17 protein-coding genes are annotated in these 20,014 nt (G+C 73.2%); 8 read left to right on the plus strand and 9 right to left on the minus strand.

Annotation, left to right across the window (positions count from 1 at the left end; translation table 11 throughout):
- Positions 1 to 229 precede the first annotated feature (229 nt).
- Genes HA073_RS23705 through HA073_RS23720 form a run of 4 tightly spaced genes read right to left on the minus strand, consistent with a single transcriptional unit; the run spans position 230 to position 4,567 of the window.
- Complete coding sequence (locus tag HA073_RS23705; protein ID WP_043329803.1) at positions 230 to 1,438, minus strand: ABC transporter ATP-binding protein; 1,209 nt, start codon at positions 1,436 to 1,438, stop codon at positions 230 to 232.
- A gap of 9 nt (positions 1,439 to 1,447) precedes the next feature.
- Entirely contained in the window at positions 1,448 to 2,284 is an 837-nt protein-coding gene (locus tag HA073_RS23710; protein ID WP_043329801.1) for a carbohydrate ABC transporter permease, read from the minus strand.
- Between the two features lies 1 nt (position 2,285).
- Positions 2,286 to 3,287 carry a carbohydrate ABC transporter permease gene (locus HA073_RS23715; RefSeq protein ID WP_043329800.1) on the minus strand — a complete coding sequence of 334 codons (1,002 nt, stop codon included), beginning with the start codon at positions 3,285 to 3,287 and terminating at the stop codon, positions 2,286 to 2,288.
- Positions 3,284 to 4,567: an ABC transporter substrate-binding protein gene (locus HA073_RS23720; RefSeq protein ID WP_166457319.1), complete on the minus strand. Its 1,284-nt coding sequence runs from the start codon at positions 4,565 to 4,567 to the stop codon at positions 3,284 to 3,286. The genes HA073_RS23715 and HA073_RS23720 overlap by 4 nt, the downstream gene beginning before the upstream one ends.
- Before the next feature lie 415 nt (positions 4,568 to 4,982).
- Here HA073_RS23720 and HA073_RS23725 point away from each other — a divergent pair, with 415 nt between their 5' ends.
- The 3 genes from HA073_RS23725 to HA073_RS23735 all read left to right on the plus strand — a co-directional run bounded on the left by HA073_RS23725 (position 4,983) and on the right by HA073_RS23735 (position 6,091).
- Positions 4,983 to 5,414, plus strand: a complete 432-nt coding sequence (locus HA073_RS23725) for a hypothetical protein (protein WP_043329796.1) — start codon at positions 4,983 to 4,985, stop codon at positions 5,412 to 5,414.
- A 47-nt stretch (positions 5,415 to 5,461) separates the two neighbouring features.
- Positions 5,462 to 5,737: a hypothetical protein gene (locus HA073_RS23730; RefSeq protein ID WP_030500352.1), complete on the plus strand. Its 276-nt coding sequence runs from the start codon at positions 5,462 to 5,464 to the stop codon at positions 5,735 to 5,737.
- 72 nt (positions 5,738 to 5,809) lie between these two features.
- Positions 5,810 to 6,091, plus strand: a complete 282-nt coding sequence (locus HA073_RS23735) for an SCO0607 family lipoprotein (RefSeq protein WP_223201390.1) — start codon at positions 5,810 to 5,812, stop codon at positions 6,089 to 6,091.
- Between the two features lie 42 nt (positions 6,092 to 6,133).
- Here HA073_RS23735 and HA073_RS23740 read toward each other — a convergent pair whose 3' ends face one another.
- The 3 genes from HA073_RS23740 to HA073_RS23750 form a co-directional block, all read right to left on the minus strand.
- Positions 6,134 to 6,826: a hypothetical protein gene (locus HA073_RS23740; protein ID WP_064445388.1), complete on the minus strand. Its 693-nt coding sequence runs from the start codon at positions 6,824 to 6,826 to the stop codon at positions 6,134 to 6,136.
- A 387-nt stretch (positions 6,827 to 7,213) separates the two neighbouring features.
- Positions 7,214 to 7,999: a DUF4184 family protein gene (locus tag HA073_RS23745; RefSeq protein ID WP_166457320.1), complete on the minus strand. Its 786-nt coding sequence runs from the start codon at positions 7,997 to 7,999 to the stop codon at positions 7,214 to 7,216.
- Positions 8,000 to 8,020: 21 nt separating this feature from the next.
- A complete protein-coding gene (locus HA073_RS23750) occupies positions 8,021 to 8,719 on the minus strand; it encodes an HAD family hydrolase (RefSeq protein WP_064445386.1) in 699 nt (232 codons plus the stop codon).
- 135 nt (positions 8,720 to 8,854) lie between these two features.
- On the opposite strand from HA073_RS23750, the gene HA073_RS23755 reads away from it, so the two are divergent.
- Positions 8,855 to 10,174, plus strand: coding sequence for a hypothetical protein (locus HA073_RS23755; protein ID WP_205798360.1), 1,320 nt, complete (start codon positions 8,855 to 8,857; stop codon positions 10,172 to 10,174).
- Positions 10,175 to 10,220: 46 nt separating this feature from the next.
- On the opposite strand, the gene HA073_RS23760 is transcribed toward HA073_RS23755, so the two are convergent.
- On the minus strand, positions 10,221 to 12,920 hold the full coding sequence (locus HA073_RS23760; protein ID WP_043329786.1) for a glucosidase: 2,700 nt from the start codon (positions 12,918 to 12,920) through the stop codon (positions 10,221 to 10,223).
- Between the two features lie 42 nt (positions 12,921 to 12,962).
- On the opposite strand from HA073_RS23760, the gene HA073_RS23765 reads away from it, so the two are divergent.
- From HA073_RS23765 to HA073_RS23780, 4 genes are all read left to right on the plus strand, one after another.
- Positions 12,963 to 14,906, plus strand: coding sequence for an amylo-alpha-1,6-glucosidase (locus HA073_RS23765; RefSeq protein ID WP_166457321.1), 1,944 nt, complete (start codon positions 12,963 to 12,965; stop codon positions 14,904 to 14,906).
- A 130-nt stretch (positions 14,907 to 15,036) separates the two neighbouring features.
- Entirely contained in the window at positions 15,037 to 16,362 is a 1,326-nt protein-coding gene (locus tag HA073_RS23770) for a glycosyltransferase family 4 protein (protein ID WP_309228058.1), read from the plus strand.
- Between the two features lie 79 nt (positions 16,363 to 16,441).
- Positions 16,442 to 18,727, plus strand: a complete 2,286-nt coding sequence (locus HA073_RS23775; protein WP_166457323.1) for a serine/threonine-protein kinase — start codon at positions 16,442 to 16,444, stop codon at positions 18,725 to 18,727.
- A gap of 200 nt (positions 18,728 to 18,927) precedes the next feature.
- Positions 18,928 to 19,737: a metal-dependent hydrolase gene (locus HA073_RS23780; protein ID WP_043329783.1), complete on the plus strand. Its 810-nt coding sequence runs from the start codon at positions 18,928 to 18,930 to the stop codon at positions 19,735 to 19,737.
- A 1-nt stretch (position 19,738) separates the two neighbouring features.
- Here HA073_RS23780 and HA073_RS23785 read toward each other — a convergent pair whose 3' ends face one another.
- On the minus strand, positions 19,739 to 19,879 hold the full coding sequence (locus HA073_RS23785) for a hypothetical protein (protein ID WP_157538970.1): 141 nt from the start codon (positions 19,877 to 19,879) through the stop codon (positions 19,739 to 19,741).
- Between the last annotated feature and the right edge of the window lie 135 nt (positions 19,880 to 20,014).

Here is a 20,014-nt window from a genome sequence, read left to right on the forward strand (position 1 = left end):
GCCTTACCTCATTCTCCTCTGCTGCCGAGCATCCCCTTCGCTCTGCAGCCATCGGCGCATCGGGTCGCCGCGCTCGTGCTCGGTGGAACGCCATGGGTGTCAAAACCGCGCCGAGACACCCGTGGCGTTCCACTCACGCCGATGGCCGACTACGGAGGAGGGTGAGCTGGCCGGACAAGGCCGAAGGGCCGGCGGCACCGCGTGCCACCGGCCCTTCGCGCGTCCGGGGTCAGTCGGCCAGAGCGCCGGCCGAACGGCCCTCGTGCAGCGTCAGGTTACGGCCGCTGCCCGGGTCGAACAGGTGGATCTTCTCCAGGTTGAACCACACCCGGCGCGACTCGCCCTCGCGTACCGGGGACTCCGCCGACAGGCGGGTGACCAGGTTCGAGCCGCCGCCCGCGAAGTCCGCCGCGCCCGCGTCGGCGGCCAGCTCCTCCAGTTCGGCGGCGGTCGCCCGCTCCCCCTCGACGGTGAAGTAGACGTACTTGTCCGAACCCATCGACTCGACGATGTCCACCGGCGCCTCGAACTCCATGCCCCGGCGGCGGGTCTCGTCGTCGATCAACGCGGCGTCCTCGAAGTGCTCCGGCCGGATGCCGAGGATCAGCTCGCGGGGCGCGTCACCGGCCTCCAGCTCGCGGCGGACCCGCTCGCCGACCGGCACGTCTCCGAGCGCGGTCCGCAGCTTCCCGTCCTCCACCGCGGCGTGCACGAAGTTCATCGAGGGCGAACCGATGAACCCGGCGACGAAGAGGTTGCGCGGGTGGTCGTACAGCTCCTGCGGCGGGCCGACCTGCTGCACCGCGCCGCCGCGCATGATGACCACCCGGTCGCCGAGCGTCATCGCCTCGGTCTGGTCGTGGGTGACGTAGACGGTGGTGGTGCCGAGTTGCTTCTGCAGCCGCGACACCACGGTGCGCATCTGCACCCGCAGCTTGGCGTCCAGGTTCGACAGCGGCTCGTCCATCAGGAACGCCTTGGGCTGGCGGACGATCGCCCGGCCCATCGCCACCCGCTGCCGCTGGCCGCCGGAGAGGTTGGCCGGCTTGCGGTCCAGCAGCGCGGTCAGCTCCAGCACCTTCGCCGCCTCGTCGACCTTCTGGTTGATGGTCTCCTTGTCCAGCTTCGCCAGCCGCAGCGGGAACGCCATGTTCTCCCGAACGGTCATGTTCGGGTAGAGCGCGTACGACTGGAAGACCATGGCGATGTCGCGGTCGCGGGGCGCCTTGTCGTTGACCCGCTCGCCGCCGATGCGCAGCTCACCGGAGCTGATGTCCTCCAGCCCGGCGATCATGTTGAGCGTGGTGGACTTCCCGCAGCCGGACGGACCGACCAGGATGACGAACTCGCCGTCGGCGATCTCCAGGTCGACGTCCTGTACGGCGGTGGTCCCGTCCGGGAACCGCTTGCTCACCTTGTCCAGCACGATGTCGGCCATTGCTACCACCTATCCCTTGACTGCGCCGGAGGTCAGACCGGAGACGATGCGGCGCTGGAAGAAGAGCACGAACAGGATGATCGGCACGGTGATCACCACAGCGGCGGCGCAGATCGCCCCGGTGGGGTCCTCGAACTGCGACTCGCCGGTGAAGAACTGCAGCGCCACCGGGACCGTGCGGGACCGCTCGGTCGAGGTGAGCGTGATCGCGAACAGGAAGTCGTTCCAGCAGAAGATGAAGACCAGGATGGCGGTGGTGAACACGCCCGGCGCGGCCAGCGGCGCGATCACCCGCCGGAACGCCTGGGCCTGGGTGGCGCCGTCCATCTTCGCCGCCTTCTCCAGGTCCCACGGGATCTGCTTGAAGAAGGCCGACAGCGTGTAGATCGCCAGCGGCAACGCGAACGTGATGTAGGGCAGGATCAGACCCGGCCAGGTGTCGAACAGGCCGAGCTGCCGCTCGATCTCGAACAGCGGCGACACCAGCGACACCTGCGGGAACATCGCGATCAGCAGCGAGACGCCGACCAGCAGCTTCTTGCCGGGGAAGTCCAGGCGGGAGATCGCGTACGCGGCCATCGCCCCGAGCACCACCGCGATGGTGGTGGCGATCAGCGCGATGCCGATGGAGTTGATCAGGGCCCGGACGAACTGGTCGGTGTCGAAGATGGTCCGGTAGTTGTCCAGCGTCCACTCGCGCGGCCAGAACTTGCCGTCGGTGAGCGTGGCCGGGGTCTTGAACGACAGCGAGGCGATCCAGAGCACGGGGACCAGCGCGAAGACGACGACCACGACGTCCAGCAGGCCCCAGCGCACCTTCGCCCGCGTGGTGGATTCCACTGCCATGTCAGCGCCTCTCCCCATCGTCGCTGCCCGGGGCAGCGGTGCCGAACAGCTTCACGAACACGAAGGCGATGATCGCCACGGTGATGAAGATCAGCACCGACATCGTGGAGCCGATGCCGAGGTTCAGGCCCCGGATCAGGTTGTTGTAGGCGAGCATCGACACCGACGACGTCTCGTTGCCGCCGTTGGTGAGCACGAAGATGTTGTCGAAGACCCGGAACGCGTCGAGCGTGCGGAACAGCAGCGCGACCAGGATGGCCGGCTTCATCACCGGCAGCATCACCTTGGTGAACCGCTGCCACGCCGTCGCGCCGTCGGTGGAGGCCGCCTTGAGCAGGTCCTCCGGCACCAGCGCCAGCCCGGCCATCAGCAGCAGCGCCATGAACGGGGTGGTCTTCCAGATCTCCGCCAGCATGATGATCGCCAGCGAGCTGGCCCGCTCGGTGAGCGGGGCGCTGCCGTCGAACAGGTTCGCCAGGTAGCCGGTGCCGGGCGTCCAGGCGTACCGCCAGGAGAACGCCGCGACCACAGTGACGATGCCGTACGGGATCAGCGCGGCGGTGCGGACGATCCCCCGGCCGACGAGCGTCCGGTGCATGATCAGCGCCAGGCCCATGCCGAGCACCAGCTCGACCGCGACGGTGACCACGGTGATCAGGGCGGTCACCCCGAACGCGGTCCACCAGAAGTCGTTGGTGAGCACGGTGACGTAGTTCTCCAGCCCGACGAACTGCCGCTCGTCGGGGAAGCGCAGGTCGAAGCGTTGCAGCGACAACCAGACGGAGTACAGGATCGGGTACGCGGTGACCAGCACCATGACCAGCGCGGCCGGTGCGCACAGCAGCCAGCCGAGCCGCCGTTCGGCCCGCTTGTTCTCGCTCAGCGGGGCGCGGGAGCCGCGCCGCGACCGCTGCTGCGGCACTGCGGCGTGCCGGCCGCCGGGCTGCTCGGACTCGGCCTCGGCGGCGGCCTGCGCGCCGGCCGGGGTGGCGTTCACGCTCATGGCAGAACCCCCTTGGACTCCAGCGCGTCGGAGATCGCCTTGCGCAGCTCGTCGGCGGTCTGCTCGGGCCGGATCGCCGACGGCGGCGACAGGATCGCCGACATCACCGTGGAGATGCTCTGGTACGCCGGGGTCAGCGGTCGCACCGCCGGCTCCTTCAGCTCCTCCAGGATGGTCTCCTTCATCGGGTACGCCTCGGTCATCTCCGGGTCGTCGTAGACGGCCTCGATGGTGGGCGGCACGCCGTCGTTGACGGCGGAGAACTTCTGGTTCTCGGCGTTGCGCAGGCAGCGGGCCACCTCGAACGCCTCCTCCGGGTGCTTCGAGTAGCTGCTGACCGCCAGGTTGACCCCGCCGATGGTGACCTTGCTGGGGATGCCCGGTTCGATGCCCGGCACCCGGGCCCACTTCACGTTCTTCGCCAGCTCCGGGTTGGCCTCCTGGAGCGCCGGATAGACGAACGGCCAGTTCACCTGGAACGCGCCCTTGCCGGACTGGAACTCCAGCCGCACCGGGTCCTCCAGCGCGTTGCTGAACGACGGCGACGTCACGCCGGACGTGGCGAACTTCTTGAGCTGGTCGAGCGCGCGTACCGCGCCGGCGTCCATCTCCGCCTTCTTGCCGTCGTCACTGAGGATCTTGCCGCCGGCGCTCTCGGCGAGCGTGTTGTAGAGGACCACCAGGCCCTCGTACTGGGCGCCCATGGTGAGCACCTGGTACGGCTTGCCCTGCTCCTTGAGCTGCTGGGCGGCGGAGATCATCTCGTCCCAGGTCTTCGGCGGCTGCGACACCAGGTCCGACCGGTACCACAGCAGCTGCACGTTCGTGTTCTTGGGCGCGGCGTACAGCTTGTCCTCGTACCGGGCGGTGTCCAGCGGGCCGGCCAGCGTGCCCCGCTCCGCCTCGGCCTTGTCCTCGCCGGTCCACTCCCGGATCCACTTCGCGCTGGCGAACTCCTGGGTCCACGTGACGTCCAGGCCGAGCACGTCCATCCCGCTGTCCTGCGCGGCGAGCCGCCGCACCATCTGCACCCGCTGCTCGTCGGCCTCGCGCGGCAGCACCCGGTAGTCGATGCGGTACCGGCCCTGCGCCGCCGTGTTGCAGGTGTCGACGACCTTCTGCAGGTTCTGCTCCGGCGGGTAGTACAGGTTGATCGTGGGGACGCCGCCGTCGCCGCCGGATCCGCAGGCTGCCAGCGGGGCCACCAACGCGAGCGCGGCGGCTGCCGCCACCGCGCGTCCGGCCGGCCGTCGTGCGGCCGTGTCGGGGACTGTCGTCATCACCCTCCCCCTCTCTTCGGCGAAGAACCGGGGAGTGACCCGTGCCCCGGCGCACGGCGAGACGGCGGGGTTCTCGGTCCGATCACCGAACGCCCCGGGCGTGTCGTGCGGCTGAACGTGCCCGACCTGCGACGGAGCGAAACATCACGGACATGTGACGGTGACGGCGCGCACACCGTCGGCAGCGCGACGACGGGGCGCGGCCGACACGCCGTCCCACGTCGTGAAACGGCGAGGCTACCGAGCGTCAGCGGTCGTGCATTAGCGTGGGGCTGGCTCCGTAGCCGGCGCGTCGCCGTCGACGTCGATACGCCTCCGGCCGTCCCCCACTGCCCGCCCGATCGGTTGGTTCTGTCGGGAAAGTGCCGTCCGCTCGTTCCCCGGTTGGGCAGGATTCGCCCCGAGGAGGTGCTTCGTGCAGGACACCCGCGCTCTCGCCCTGACGTTCGAGGTGAGCGGCCTGCCCCCGGTCAAGACCGAGGCCCTGTCCATCTTCGCCGCCGGGCACCGGCAGGCGACGAGAGTCCGTACCCTGCTCCAGGCCGCCTGCACGGCGGCCCAGCGCACCGGGTGGACGCCGCTCACCGGCCCGGTGGAGGTGGACCTCACCCTGCGGTGCCCGCCCGGGCACCGCACCTCCGACGCCAGCACGCTGCTCGGCGGCGTGTGCGCGGTGCTCCAGGACAAGAAGCGGGTCGCCAACATCGGTCTCGCCCACCTCGGGGTGCTGGTCGACGTCGCGCTCTGGTCCGACGACCGGCAGATCCGCCGGCTGTCGTACGTCGAGGAGCCGGCGGAGGAGTTCTCGTACCTGGTCCGGGTGTCGGCCGTACCGACGATGGTTTGACCGACGTTCGCGGTGGGGTACCGCGGACGCCGACGAAGGGAGCGCCGATGTCGGAGCCACATGTCACGCTCGACCCGAGCGGGCTTGACCCTGTGCAGCAGAAGCTGCGTGGCCCGCTGGAGGATCAGCTGACCTCGGCCCTGCAGGCCGCCGCGGACCGGGTCCGCTCCGGCTACGCGGGCGAGCCGGTGGAGGACGTGTGCCGCCGCCTGCTCGACGAGACCCGCTCCGGCCTGCACCCGGACATCGCGGCCGGCTTCCAGCCCGACATGGACGAGTTCTGCCGGGTGGCGGTGGCGATCGTGCGGGGCGAGCTGACCTGAGCCCGGGCCGCACCCTGGAATTGAGTACGCGTACCGATGGCGGGCCCGCCCGGGGCGGCGAGAATTCTCCCCGTGCGAACTCGAATCATGATCGTTCTTGCCGTGCTCGGACTGGCCGGGCTGATGGCGACCACCGGCTGTTCCCTGCGGCAGAGCATCTGCGGCAGCGACGAGTACCCGGTGATCGCGGTCGGCCCGCAGGGCGGCAGTTCCTGCGTGCCGGACGGGGAAGAGCCGTCCCCGCCGTACGTGCGCTACCCGGAGGGCAAGGTGCCGCAGCACGTCGACGACGAGTGGGACGTCTACTGGCGCACCCACGGCATCGACGAGAACAACAACATCATCGACCGCTGATTCCCGGTCGGCCCGCGCCGCTCCCGCCGGCGCGGGCCGGCCTCAGCTGCGGCGCACGTCCACGGCCACGACGTGCGTGCCGTCCGGGCGGGTGGACTCCCCCAGCCGCACCGGCAGGCGGCCGTCGTCCGGCGGCAGCAGGCCGAGCCCGAAACTGAGGTGCCCCTCGAAGTCGCCGGCCACCGCCCATCCACGCAACGTCGGGAAGCGGATCGCCGCCGGCGGCAGGTCCGCCGTTCCGCCGCCGCGCGCGTCGTGCGCCTGGGCCGGCTCGAACCGCACCGACAGGTACGCCGTACCGGGCAGCGCGACCGGCGCGCCCCGGCCCTCGGTCACCACCCGCGGCACGTAGGCGACCTGGTAGGACGGGGTGGGCCCGCGGAACGCGAAGGTGATCCGGCTGAAGCCCTCCGCCGGGTGGTCACCGACGTCCACCGCCACCAGGACGGGCAGCGGCTCCCCCGGCGGCGGCGTGACCGGCACCCGGACCCGGTGGGCGACCCGGGCCGGCTGGCCGGGCACGGCCCAGTCCCAGGTGACACGCCACGAGCCGCCCGTCGGGGCCGCTTCGGTCGGCACGGGCGGGGTGGGCGTGGCCTCCGTCGCGGTCGCCGCGGGGGCCGCCGCGGCCGTCGGGGTGGGCGCCGTGGACGCGCCGTCGTGGCCGGTCGCCGTGCAGGCCGCCGCGAGCAGCACGACCAGGCCGGCGAGCAGCGGTACGCGCTGAGGAGTCATGACTCAGTGTCGCTCCGTGACCGGCCCGCGCACCAGAGGCGTCCCACCCGATTCCGGCGCCTGTTTCCGGGGCCGGACGGGTCAGGACCGGGTCCGCAACTCCCCGGCCCTGACCCCGGCCGTCCGGTTGGGTAGCGGTCTGCGCCGCGGGAACCCGGCAGGCGTGGCACGACGCCGTTCGCCGGGCTCCGCGCGGCGAGCCGGTATGCCCGCACTCAGCTCCACGGTGCTCTTACCACCGGACTCCGGTGCGCCCCCGTCTCACCCCGACGAGGCGTGGACGCCGGCTCAGGTTAGGCGCGTACGCGCAGGCCGGACAAGCGATGACCGGTGGCCGCGCCTGTGATTGATGTCTATGCGGAATTGCGGCATGTCGGCGTAACGGGGTCAGCCGGTTTCGCGCTGTTCGACTTCGAGACGCGGACTGCGCCCGGCCTGCCCCGGCGGGACGCTCCGGGCCGCGGCGGCCCCGGCGACGAGCGCCAGCGCGGCCACGTGCAGCGCCCGCACGCCGGCCGGGGCGGCGACGTCCGCCGCCGGCAGCGCGGGCAGCAGCAGCGCGCCGAGCCCGGTGACCGCCAGCGCCACCCGCCAGAACACGGCCGGGTTCGCCGCCGGCAGCGGCGGCGCGACGCCCCGGGCCGGCTGTCCCCGGCGGGCCTCCCCCACGGCCAGGACGACCACCAGCAGCCCGCCGCCGAGCCCGGCCGTCACGTCCACGAACTGGTACCAGTACACGCCGGTCAGGGCGTGGAAGTCGGTGACGCCGAACAGCCGGGGCAGGCGCTCGCTGTGGCTGACCCGGTCCCACGCGACGTGACTGAACGCGCCGATGAGCGCCGAGCAGACCGACACCTGCCAGGGATGCCGCACCGCGGCCAGCGTCGCGTACCAGGGCCAGCCGAAGAACCGCCGCCCCGGCAGGTGCGCGACGACGCCGGCGACCACGCGGCGCGCCACCCAGGCGTACGCGAGCGCGACCGGCAGCCCCCACCAGAGCAGCCCGCCGAGCGTGTGCGTACGCATGCCGAGCGCCAGCGGCGTGCCGGTGAACAGGTACGCGGCGTCCGGCGCCACCGCACCGGCGCACAGCGCCACCCCGTCGAACCAGCGGGGCCGCCACAGCTTCAGCGGCAGCACCGGCGCCAGGTGCGACGGGAAGGTGAGTGGCACCTCCCGGACGTTACCGGCCGCCTAGAAGTGCTGGACCAGGTCGGGAAACGCCGCCAGCCGGATCACCTGGGAGTCGGACGGGTCCAGCTCGTCGTGCTCCAGGATCCAGGTGTTCTCGTTCGGGATGAAGACCGCGTTCATCCCGGCGGCCCGGGCGGGCAGGATGTCCGAGCGCGGGGAGTTGCCGATCATCCAGGCGGCGGCCGGGTCGAAGGCGTGCTCGCGGGCCAGCCAGCGGTACGTGTCGGCGTCCTTCTCCGGCACGATGTGCGCGGCGCGGAAGTGGTGCAGCAGCCCGCAGGCGTCCAGCTTGCGCTGCTGCTCCTCGCGCTCGCCCTTGGTGAGCAGCAGCAGCTCGTGCCGGCCGGCCAGGTCGTCGAGCGTCTCGGCCACCCCCGGCATCAGCTCGACCTGGTGCCCGATCAGAGCCGCCGCGAGCTGATCGATCTCGGCGCGTTCCCGGTCGGTGGCCGGACGCTCGCGCAGCTTCTCCAGGCACTCGCCGAGGCTGCGCAGGAAGACCTTGCTGCCGTAGCCGTGCGCGACGGCGTTGGCCCGCTCGATGTCGTCGAGCACCGCGCGGATGCGGGCCCGGTCCAGCGTGGGATGGTCGAGCCAGGTGAGGAAGTCGTCGATCACCCGCTCGAACAGGACGTTGTTCTCCCAGAGCGTGTCGTCGGCGTCGAAGACCAGCACGGCGGCATCCCGGCGCGGCGGCATGGGGCTCCCTCCCTCACGGACCTCGCACACCGTACTGCCCGGTCGCCGGACGGACCACGCGGATTATCCGGTCGGCGGGCGGTTACCGGCGGCTACCCGACTGCGCGATCCCTGGTCGGGCGACATGCTTCGGCCATGACGATCTCACCCGATCATCCACCCGGGCGCAGACGGGGCGCGGCCGTCGCCGTGGCCGCGGCGCTCGCCGTCGCGGGCGCGGCGCTGCCGGGATCCCCGGCGCTCGCCGTCAACGCCGCACACACCACAGTCGTCGGCACGAACCCGGTCGACTGGACGCCGCACGCGCTGGACGGCACCGTGCACCGCATCCTCCAGATCGGCAACCGCGTGTACGTCGCCGGCACGTTCACCAAGGTGCGCAACGCCGGGCAGTCGGCCCAGCTGGCGATGCCCCGCCTGGTGGCGCTCGACGCGACCACCGGCCGGATCGACACCGCGTTCCGGCCGCAGGTGAACGGCGCGGTGAAGGCTCTCGCCGCCGCGCCGGACGGCCGCTCGCTCTACATCGGCGGCGCGTTCACCACTGTCAACGGCGCCGCGGCGTCCCGGCTGGCCCGGATCGACGCGGCCACCGGCGCGCGGGTCGCCGGTTTCACCACGCCGGCGCTGAACAACCAGGTCAACGACATGCGCCTGGTCGGCAACCGGCTGATCGTCGGCGGCGCGTTCCAGACCGTCGGCGGGGTGACCCGGCGCGCCCTGGCGGCGGTGAACGCCACCACCGGAGCCGCCGACCCGTCGGTCAACCTGAACCTGGCCGGTCCCCGCACGACCACCTCCGGCGCCACCGCGCCGGTGAAGATCGAGGCGCTGGACGTCTCCGCCGACGGCCGGCGGCTGGTGTTCGTCGGCGGCTTCAGCAGCGTCGCGGGCGTGGCGCGGCACCAGATCGCCGTCGCCGACCTGAGCGCGTCGGGCGCCACGCTCTCCGGCTGGGCCACCGACCGCTACCAGCCGCAGTGCGCGCGGACGATGCCGGTCTACATGCGCGGCGTCGACATCTCGCCGGACGGCACCTGGTTCGCGGTGGTCACCACCGGCGGCCCGTTCCCGGCCACGCTCTGCGACACCGCGGCGCGTTTCGAGTTCGGTGCGGCCACCGGCGGCAAGCAGCCCACCTGGGCCAACTACACCGGCGGCGACACGCTGCTGTCGGTGGCGGTGACCGGCGCGGCCGTCTACGTCGGAGGCCACCAGCGCTGGCTGGACAACCCGCAGGGCCGCAACTCGGCCGGTCCGGGCGCGGTGTCCCGGCCGGGCATCGGGGCGATCCACCCGGTCACCGGCAAGGCGCTGCCGTGGAACCCGACGAAGGACCGCGGGGTGGGCACCGGCGAGCTGTACGCCACCGACCGGGGCCTGTGGGTCGGCAGCGACACCGTGACGGTGGCCGGCGAGTACCACGCCCGGCTGGCGTTCCTGCCGCTGGCGTGACCGTTCGGGGCGCGGCGGGCTCTCCCGTCGCGCCCCGCACACACGGTCAGCGGCGCAGCGTGAGGATCAGGTCGGCGACCAGCGCGGTCCACCCGGTCTGGTGCCAGGCGCCCAGCCCGGCGCCGTTGTCGCCGTGGAAGTACTCCGGGAAGCAGATCAGATCGCGCCAGTCCGGGTGGGTCTGGAACAGCTGCGCGGCGCCGTAGATCGGCCGCCGTCCCCACCCGTCGCGGGTGAACAGCGAGATCAGCCGCGCGGACAGGTCGTCGGCGATCTCGTCGAGCGTCCGCTTGACCCCGGAGCGGGTCGGGTACTCGACCTGCAGGTCGTCGCCGAAGAACGCGGCGTAGTCGCGCAGCGCGCTGATCAGCAGGAAGTTCGTCGGCATCCAGATCGGGCCGCGCCAGTTGGAGTTGCCGCCGAACAGGCCGCTGGTCGACTCGGCCGGCTCGTAGCCGACGCTGAACTCCTGCCCGCCGAGCGTGACGGTGAACGGCTTGTCCAGGTGGGCTCGGGACAGCGTACGCAGCCCGTACTCGGAGAGGAACTCGTCGGTGTCGAGCATCCGGGCCAGCAGCCGCACCACCTGGTCCGGGGCGACCATCGACAGCAGCCGCTGCTGCCGGCCGTCGGGGCCGATCCGGCGGCCGCCGATCACCTCGGCGTACTCCGGGCGGTTGGTGAGGAACCAGCGCAGCCGCGCGCCCAGCTCGGGCAGGCGGCGCATGGTGCGGGCGGTGAGCCGGGTGACGGCTGCGAGCGGCAGCAGCCCGACCACCGAGCGGACCTTCAGCGGCACCTTCGTGCCGTCGGCCAGGCGCAGCACGTCGTAGAAGAACGCGTCCTCGGCGTCCCAGAGCCCCTGGTGGTACGCCGCCGCGGCGATGTACGCGAAGTGTTCGAAGAACTTGGTGGCGGTGTCGGTGTACGCGCGGTCGTGCTCGGCCAGCACGATCGCCATGTCGAGCAGGTTGAGCGCGTACATGGCCATCCAGCCGGTGCCGTCGGACTGCTCCAGCACCCCGGCGACCGGCAGCGCGGCCGACCGGTCGAACGGGCCGACGTTGTCCAGCCCGAGGAAGCCGCCCTCGAAGACGTTGTTGCCGCCGGTGTCCTTGCGGTTGACCCACCAGGTGAAGTTGAGCAGCAGCTTGTGCATGACCCGGGCGAGGAACTCGTGGTCGCGGGAGCCGTCGATCTCGAAGACCTTCAGCGCCGCCCAGGCGTGCACCGGCGGGTTCACGTCCCCGAACGCCCACTCGTACGCCGGGATCTGCCCGTTGGGGTGCAGGTACCACTCGCGCAGCAGCAGGAGGACCTGTTCCTTGGCGAAGCCCGGGTCGACCCGGGCGATGGTGACGCAGTGGAAGGCCAGGTCCCACGCGGCGTACCAGGGATATTCCCACGGGTCCGGCATGGAGATGACGTCGAAGCTGTTCATGTGCCACCAGGCGCTGTTGCGCCCGTGCCGGCGGCCGGCGGGCGGCGTGGAGCCGGGGTCGCCGGTGAGCCAGCGCTCGACGTCGAAGTGGTAGAACTGCTTGCCCCACATCAGCCCGGCGATGGCCTGGCGGGCGACCAGCGCCTCGTCGGCGGTGGCGGCGGCCGGGATCACGCTGTCGAAGAACCGGTTCGCCTCGGCCCGGCGCGCCCAGAGCACGGCGTCGAACCCGTCACCGAGGTCGGCCGGGGCGGGCGGCGCGGCCGCCGGGGGCGGCGCGGTACGGGTCAGCCGCAGCCGGATCTGCCGCTGCTCGCCGGCCGGCACGTCGAGCACGTAGTGCAGCGCGCCCTTGGTGCCGGTGCGCTCCGGGTTGACGGTGGCGGCGCCGTTGACCACGTGGTCGTTGATGCCGTCCTTGGGGTACGCGGACCGCCCCGGCAGCCCCCACAGCCGCTCGGCGTTCGTGTCGTTGTCGCACAGCAGCGGCACCGGGTCGCCGTCGCCTTCCAGCAGCAACTGCCCGAGCACCCAGTGCTCACCGACGAGCCGGGAACCCGTGCCGACCAGCTTCGGCACCCGGTCGGCGCCGGGCAGCCCCCACGCCCAGGTGTTGCGGAACCAGAGCGTGGGCAGCACGTGCAGCGTCTCGTCGGTGTCGGCCCGGTTCGCCACGGTGATCACCACGCACATGTCGGTCGGGGACGCCTTGGCGTAGTCGACGGTGACCGCCCAGTACCTGTCGTCGTCGAAGATGCCGGTGTCGACCAGCTCGTACTCGGTGTCGTCCCGGCCGCGCAGCGCGTTCACCGCGACCAGCTCGTCGTACGGGAAGGCGGCCTGCGGGTAGTGGTAGCGCCAGCGCATGAAGGAGTGCGTGGGGGTGCTGTCGAGGTACCACCAGTAGTCCTTGGCGTCCTCGCCGTGGTTGCCGCCGTCGCCGCCGAGGCCGAACATCCGCTCCTTGAGGATCGGGTCGCGCCCGTTCCACAGCGCCAGGGCGAAGCAGAACGTCTGCCGGTCGTCGCAGACGCCCGCCATGCCGTCCTCGTTCCACCGGTAGGCTCGGGACCGCGCGTGATCGTGGGGGAAGTAGTCCCAGGCCGTGCCGTGCTCGCTGTAGTCCTCACGTACCGTGCCCCACGCCCGCTCGGACAGATAGGGGCCCCATGCGCGCCAGTCCTGCTCCCCGGCGTCGGCCTGGGCGAGCCGGTGCCGCTCGGGGTCGGGGGACGCGGAGGTCGACCGGTCGGTGATCACTGGCACATCTTCGACGCCGCCGGGGTACTTCTCCACAGCGGCCATTGTCGCCGTGGCATGTCACACCTCGCTGCCGGTGGAGGAAAGTTGATCGACATCCGTTTCGGGCCGCGCGTCTGCGGTGAGCTGTCCGCCGCCGCCACGCGGGAATGGCTGGTCACCGACGGGCTCGGCGGATACGCCATGGGCACCGTCGCCGGGCTGCGTACCCGCCGGTATCACGGGCTGCTCGTGGTGGCCGGCGACACGCCCGCGTCCCGAAAGGTGGGACTGGCGAGCGTCGACCCGGCGGTGACGTTGCCGTCGGGGCGGCAGGTCCGCCTCGGCGCGCACGAGTGGTCCTCCGGCGTGGTCGACCCGCGCGGCTTCGAGCTGCTGGAGCGCTTCGACCTCACCGACGGGGTGCCGCGCTGGCGGTGGCGCGTCGGCGACGTGGTGATCGAACGGGAGATCGCCATGACGTACGGCCGCTCGTGCGTCGCCGTCGTACACCGGTTGATCTCCGGCGGCCCGGTGCGGCTCGACCTCGCGGCGGCCTGCACGTGGCGCGACGCGCACGGCGAGCGGCGCGCCGACGGTCCGGCGCCCCGGCTGGAGGCGGCGGCCGGCGGCGCGGTGATCGACGGCGCGTACCGGCTCGCCGGGCCGGACTGGACCCCGGAGGGCCAGTGGTGGCACGGGGTACGCCACCGGACCGAGGCCGAGCGCGGCCTGCACCCGGACGAGGACCTCTGGTACGCGGGCCGGTTCACCGGCGCGCTGGACGAGCCCGGCGCGACGGTGTCGGTGCTGGCCTGGGCGGGCGACCTGGCCGAGGAGCCGCCCCCGGCGACCGCGGTGGTCGAGTCGACCCGGCGGCGCAACCGGGCCGTGACGGCGGCGGCGAAGCCCGGCGACGCGGTCGAGGCGACGCTCGCGCTCGCCGCCGACGCGTTCGTGGTACGCACCGCCACCGGCCCGGACGTGGTCGCCGGCTACCCGTGGTTCGGGGCCTGGTCGCGCGACACGATGATCTCCTACGAGGGCCTGTTCCTGTGCACGAACCGGGCCGACGAGGGCCGGGACCTGCTGCGGGCGTACGCGGCGACGCTGTCCGAGGGGATGCTGGCGAACACCGCCGACACCGGCCGGGTCGAGCACAACACCGTCGACGGCACGCTCTGGTTCCTGCACGCGGTCAGCCGGCACGTCACCGTCACCGGCGACACCGACCTCGGCGACGAGCTGCTGCCCGCGCTGCACGGTGTGGTCGAGGCGCACGTGGCGGGCACCCGGTACGGCATCGGCGTCGACCCGGCCGACGGGCTGCTGACCCAGGGCGGCCCGCCGGACGTCGCGCTCACCTGGATGGACGCCCGGGTGTACGGGGTGCCGGTGACCCCGCGTACCGGCAAGCCGGTCGAGGTGAACGCGCTGTGGATCAACGGGCTGGCCGGGCTCGCCGAGCTGACCGAGCTGGCCGGACGCGACGCCTCGGCGCTGCACGCGCTGCACCGGCGGGCCGTCGCCGCGTTCCGGGAGCGGTTCCCCGCCCCGGCCGGCTGGCTGTACGACGTGGTGGAAGCCCCGGCGCCGGCGTACCCGCTGGGCGGGGCCACGCACCACGACGACGACCTGCTGCGCCCCAACCAGCTGCTGGCCTGGTCGCTGCCGTACGCGCCGCTGGAGCCGGACGAGGCCACGCTGCGCCGGATCACCGAGGCGCTGTTCACCCCGCTCGGCCCGCGCAGCCTCGCCCCGGGCTCCCCCGGCTGGACCGGCCGGCACCGGGGCGGGCCGGCCGAGCGGGACTCCGCCTACCACCAGGGCACCGTCTGGCCGTGGCTGACCGGTCCGCTGCTGGACGCGTACCGCCGGGCCGGGCTGCCCACCGACGACCTGCTGGTCGGCCTGGAGGGCCACCTCGCCGAGGACGGCCTGGGCTCGGTGAGCGAGACCGCCGACGGCGACGCCCCGCACGCGGCCACCGGCTGCCCGTTCCAGGCGTGGTCGGTGGCCGAGCTGCTGCGCGCACGGCGGACACGCCGGTAACGCGTTACAGACCGGCAACCGGCGCGTCGCCGCCGGTTATCGACCCCTCGGCAGGATGGGTGCCGACCCCACCGGACACCGCGGCGACGCCGCCGCCGGGGTGGGGACGCCACAACTCAAAGGGGGCCGCGTGTCAGCTGACGCCGAAGTGATCGACATCCAGCCCGCCCGGCGCCTGCGGGTGCTGCTGCTCTCCTGGGAGTACCCGCCGGTGCTCGTCGGTGGCCTCGGCCGCCACGTCCACGCGCTGTCCGTGGCGCTGGCCGCCGCCGGGCACGAGGTCACGGTCGTCACCCGCCACGCCGAGGGCGCCCCGCTGGAGGAGTACGCCGAGGGCGTGCGCGTCGTCCGCGCCGCCGAGGATCCGGTCCGGTTCCCGCTCGCCACCGGCTCGCTGCTGGCCTGGACCATGGCGTTCAACCACACGCTGACGCGGGCCGCGCTGCGCGCCGCCTCCTCCGGCGCCTACGACGTGATCCACGCCCACGACTGGCTCGTCGCGCACACCGCCGTCACGCTTGCCGAGCACCTGGACGTGCCGCTGGTGACCACCATCCACGCCACCGAGGCCGGGCGGCACCAGGGCTGGCTGCCGGAGGAGATGAACCGCACCATCCACGGCGTCGAGCACTGGCTGAGCAACGCCTCCGGGCGGGTGATCGCCTGCTCCGGGTACATGCGCGAGCAGGTGACCCGCCTGTTCGGCGTACCGTCCGGGCGCATCGACGTGGTCGCCAACGGCGTCGACGACCGGGCCTGGCGGGCCCGGCCGCAGGCGGTCGCCTCCGCCCGGGCCCGCTTCGCCGCGGACGGGCCGCTGGTCGGGTACGCCGGCCGCCTGGTCTACGAGAAGGGCGTGCAGCACCTGGTGCACGCGGTGCCGCGCCTGGCCGACCGGCACCCCGGCCTGCGCGTGGTGATCGCCGGGGACGGGCCGTACAAGGACGAGCTGGTCGACCAGGCGCGGCGGCTGCGGCTGGGCGACACGGTCCGGTTCGCCGGCTTCATGGACTCCACCCAGCTGCCCGCGGTGCTCGCCGCCACCGACGCCACCGTGATCCCCAGCCTCTACGAGCCGTTCGGCATGATCGCGCTGGAGGCGGCGGCCGCCGGCGCGCCGCTGGCGGTGGCGCGTACCGGCGGGCTGGCCGAGATCGTCGAGCCGGGGGTGACCGGGGTGACGTTCCCGCACGGCGACCCGGACGCGCTGGCCGGCGCCGTGGACCGGCTGCTCGCCGACGAGGTGTTCGCCCGCCGGGTGGCGCGCCGGGCCCGGACCATGGTCACGCAGCGGTACGCCTGGTCCGCGATCGCCGCCCGCACCGCGGGCAGCTACGCCGCCGCGCGCCGCGACCACGACGGGTTCCAGGCCCGCCGGGCCACCGCCCTGCTGGCCCGGGACCGGTCCGCGATCACCATTCCGGAAGGGAATCTGCTCGCCGGTACGGCCAGTTAGGGCATGACGTCTCGCCGTGCGATAGGTACCGTCCGATCCGTTGGCTATTGTGGACCACTGACCAGCGGTGAGGAGTGCGGTGCGGGACGTAGTGATCGCCGGACGGTACCGCCTGCTCGACCTGGTCGGTCGCGGCGGGATGGGCCAGGTCTGGCGGGCGCGCGACGAGGAACTGCATCGCGAGGTCGCGGTGAAGCAGGTCGTGCCGCCGAACTGGCTCGCCGAGAACGAGCGGGACGAGCTGCGCGCCCGTACGCTGCGCGAAGCGCGGACGTCCGCGCGGCTCAACCATCCCAACGTGGTCCGCGTCTACGACGTGGTCCGGGTCGAGGGCGACCCCTGGCTGGTCATGGAGTACGTCCCGTCCCGCTCCCTCCAGGAGATCATCGATACCGACGGGCCGCTGCCGCCCGGGCGGGCCGCCGAGATCGGGCTGGCGGTGCTCGCCGGGCTGCGCGCCGCGCACGACGCCGGGGTGCTGCACCGGGACGTGAAACCCGCGAACGTGCTGCTCGCCCGGGACGGCCGGGTGCTGCTCACCGACTTCGGGCTGGCCGTGTTCCAGGGCGGCGACGGCGCCATGACCCGCCCCGGCCTGGTCCTCGGCTCCCCCCAGTACGTGGCGCCGGAGCGGGCCGCCGAGGGCGTGTCCAGCGTCGAGGCGGACATGTGGTCGCTCGGCGCCACGCTGCACGCCGCCGTGGAGGGCCGCTCGCCGTACGCCCGCAGCACCGCCATGGCCACGCTCGCCGCGCTCGCCACCCGGCCGCCCGACCCGGCGCCGCACGCCGGCCCGCTGACGCCGGTGCTGGCCGGGCTGCTGCGGCGAGACCCGCGCGCCCGGCTCGGCCACCACGAGACCGCCCGCCTGCTCGGCGTGGCCGCGGTGTCGGACGCCGACGCGACGGCGGCCGGCGGGTCCGCGGGCCGGTCCGCCGTACCGTCCGATCGGCCGGCCGCCGGGCGCGAGGGCGACGCTCGGGGACGTCCCCCGGGCGCGGGCGCCGGTGACGAGCCGGCGGCTGCGGCGGCGGGCGTCGTGTACCCGGACCTGATGCCGCCGGCCGCCGCCGCCCGCGCCTGGAGCCGGGCGGCGAAGCGCAGCGAGTGGGCGCCGCCCGCCGAGGGTGACCGGGCGCCACCGCCGGGCGGTCCGTCCGACTCCGCCGACCTGCCGGAGCGCTCCGGCGAGTCCGGCCGGTCCGGCCCTTCCGGCACGGCCGCCCGCTCCGGTCGGCCCGCGCCGCGCGACGGCGCCGAGCGGTCCGGCCCCGTGGGCTCGGCGGACCGACCCGAGCCACCGCCGCGCCCCCGCCCGGAGCCGCCGCAGCGGGACCGGTCCGACGAACTGAAGCGGGCGGAGTCCCCCGCGACCACGCCGGCGGAGCCGCCCCGGGCGGCCCCGGACCGCTCGGGTCCGGTCAGCCTCGGCCCGACGGTCCTCACCAGCTTCGTCGACCCGGGGAGCCCGACCGGCCCCGAGTCCGCGCCCCGCGCCGACGCGCTGAGCCCGGTGCGCATCCCCGGCCCGGACGCGGCGCCGGTCGCCCGCCCGGCCCCGGTCGCCCACAGCGGCCCCGCCGACAGCGGTGCGCTGCGGGCCGGCCCGCCCCCGCCCACCGGCGTTCCGCGCCCTCCGGACCGACCGCTCGACGCCGAGGATCAGAAGCGGCTGCGACGCTGGGGGCTCGCCGTGGGCGCGGTGCTGCTCGCCGTGGCGACCGGCGTCGGCACCGCGCTGGCGGTCACCGACGGCGCCGACGAGCATCCGGAGGCGCGCCGGTCCGGCGAGGCCGTCGCCCGGCCCTGGGATCATCAGCCCGGCGGCCCGGGCGTGCCCCCTCCCCCGTTCCCCTGCGTCCGGCCGGACGTGACGGGCACGCCGGTCCGCAAGGGCCCACCTCCCGAGGACCCGGCGGTGAACGTGCCGGCCGGCTGGGTCTGGCCCGCCGACACCGGCGGCTTCCACATCGCCCTGCCCGCCGGGTGGCTGCAGCTGCGCTCCGGCGACACGACCTGCTTCCAGGACCCGGCCACCCGGCGCATCCTCGGCGTCGAGCCGTATCCGGGTGGGGATCCGGTGGGTCGGCTGCGCTCGTCCGAGCGGGATCTGACCTCCGCCGGTCGGCTGCCGCAGTACGAGAAGATCCGGCTGGCCGCCGACGGTCCGGGCGCGGAGTGGGAGTGCCGGTGGACCGCGCCGTACGGCGAGCGGATGCGCGCGTTGCGCGTACTGCCCGGTCAGCGGGCCGGGTGGACGCTCGGGCTGACCACGTCCGACGCCGACTGGGCGGACGCGTCGAAGCAGTTCGCGGTCATCCGGGCGAGCCTCGGCACGGTCCGGCCCACCCGTACCGCGGGCTGAGCCGCACCCCGTCCCATCACCGACAGTCGGCGTGGCGCCGGCTGCCCGGCCCGCCATAATTCCGGGTGGCAGCGGTACGCCGTCGCGCGTCCGCGGCACCCCTTCCCCAGTGGACCGTCCGGCTGATGCCCCGCTGTCGCACGGGCTGACTACAGTGGCGTAGTTTCGTGGATCAAGATCTTCGGGAAGGGCGAGCCGAGATGATGGGACCGTCCCACGCGCTCTCGGGCGCGGCGGTGTGGCTGACCGGCTCCTGGGCCATGGCCCAGTTCGCGGACTACCACCAGACACCGCTGGCGCTGGCGGTGGGCACTGCGGTCTGCGCGGGCGGTGCGCTCTTCCCCGACCTCGACCTGTCCGGGAAGGTCACCCGCAACCAGGGCGGCGCCACCGTGGCCCGCACGTTCGGCGTGGTCAGCCTCTTCGTCGCCGAGGTGGTGGAGAAGATCTCACTCGGCGTCTACTACGCCACCAAGCTCAGCAAGGATCCGCGCCGCAACAACGGGCACCGCACGCTCACCCACACCATCCCGTTCACCGTGCTGGTCGGATGGGGCACCACCGCGCTCTGCGCCCACTACGGCAAGTGGGCCGTCGTCGGAATCCTCTTCTTCATGATCGGCCTGGCGCTGCGCGGGCTGTTCGACAAGTGGGCCGAGCGCGCGGGCTGGGTGGTGGTCACGCTGGTGTCCGCCGCCGCGGCCTGGTTCACGTTCGCCAACCTGCCCGGCGACCGGGGCTATCCGATGATCGGCCTCGCGGTCGGGGTGGGCTGTTTCGTGCACATCCTCGGCGACATGATCACCCGGGCCGGGGTGCCGATCCTGTGGCCGATCCCGATCAAACGCCGGATGTGGACGATGATCGGCCTGCCCAACAAGATCGCTCTGCGTACCGGCAGCAAGGCCGAGACGGTGGTGCTGCGCACCGCGATGACGATCCTGTCCGTCCTGGCCGCGGTGGGGCTGGTCGCGCCCTCGGTGCTGCAGCGCTTCGACATCCAGGTGTAGGTCAGCCCGCCTCGGCGCGTACCGGGCGGGCGGTGGCCGCCCGGGCCCGGATCAGCCGGGCCGTCCAGCCCACGCCGCGACGGCGCCACGACCGTCCGATGAGAACGGTAATGCCCGGGGTGGCGGCGGGCAGAGGCCGCACCCGGCATCACTCTAGGTAGGGAAGCAAGCGTCGTCGATCATCCGTGCGGACGATCGACGACACGCTAATGCGCATTAGCGCGGAGGTCCGCCTACTGTCGCGCGCCCGGTCGGCCCTTGTCAAGATTCCCGCCCG

The organism is Micromonospora sp. CMU55-4 (genome assembly GCF_011602315.1).
Taxonomy (GTDB): Bacteria; Actinomycetota; Actinomycetes; order Mycobacteriales; family Micromonosporaceae; genus Micromonospora; species Micromonospora chalcea.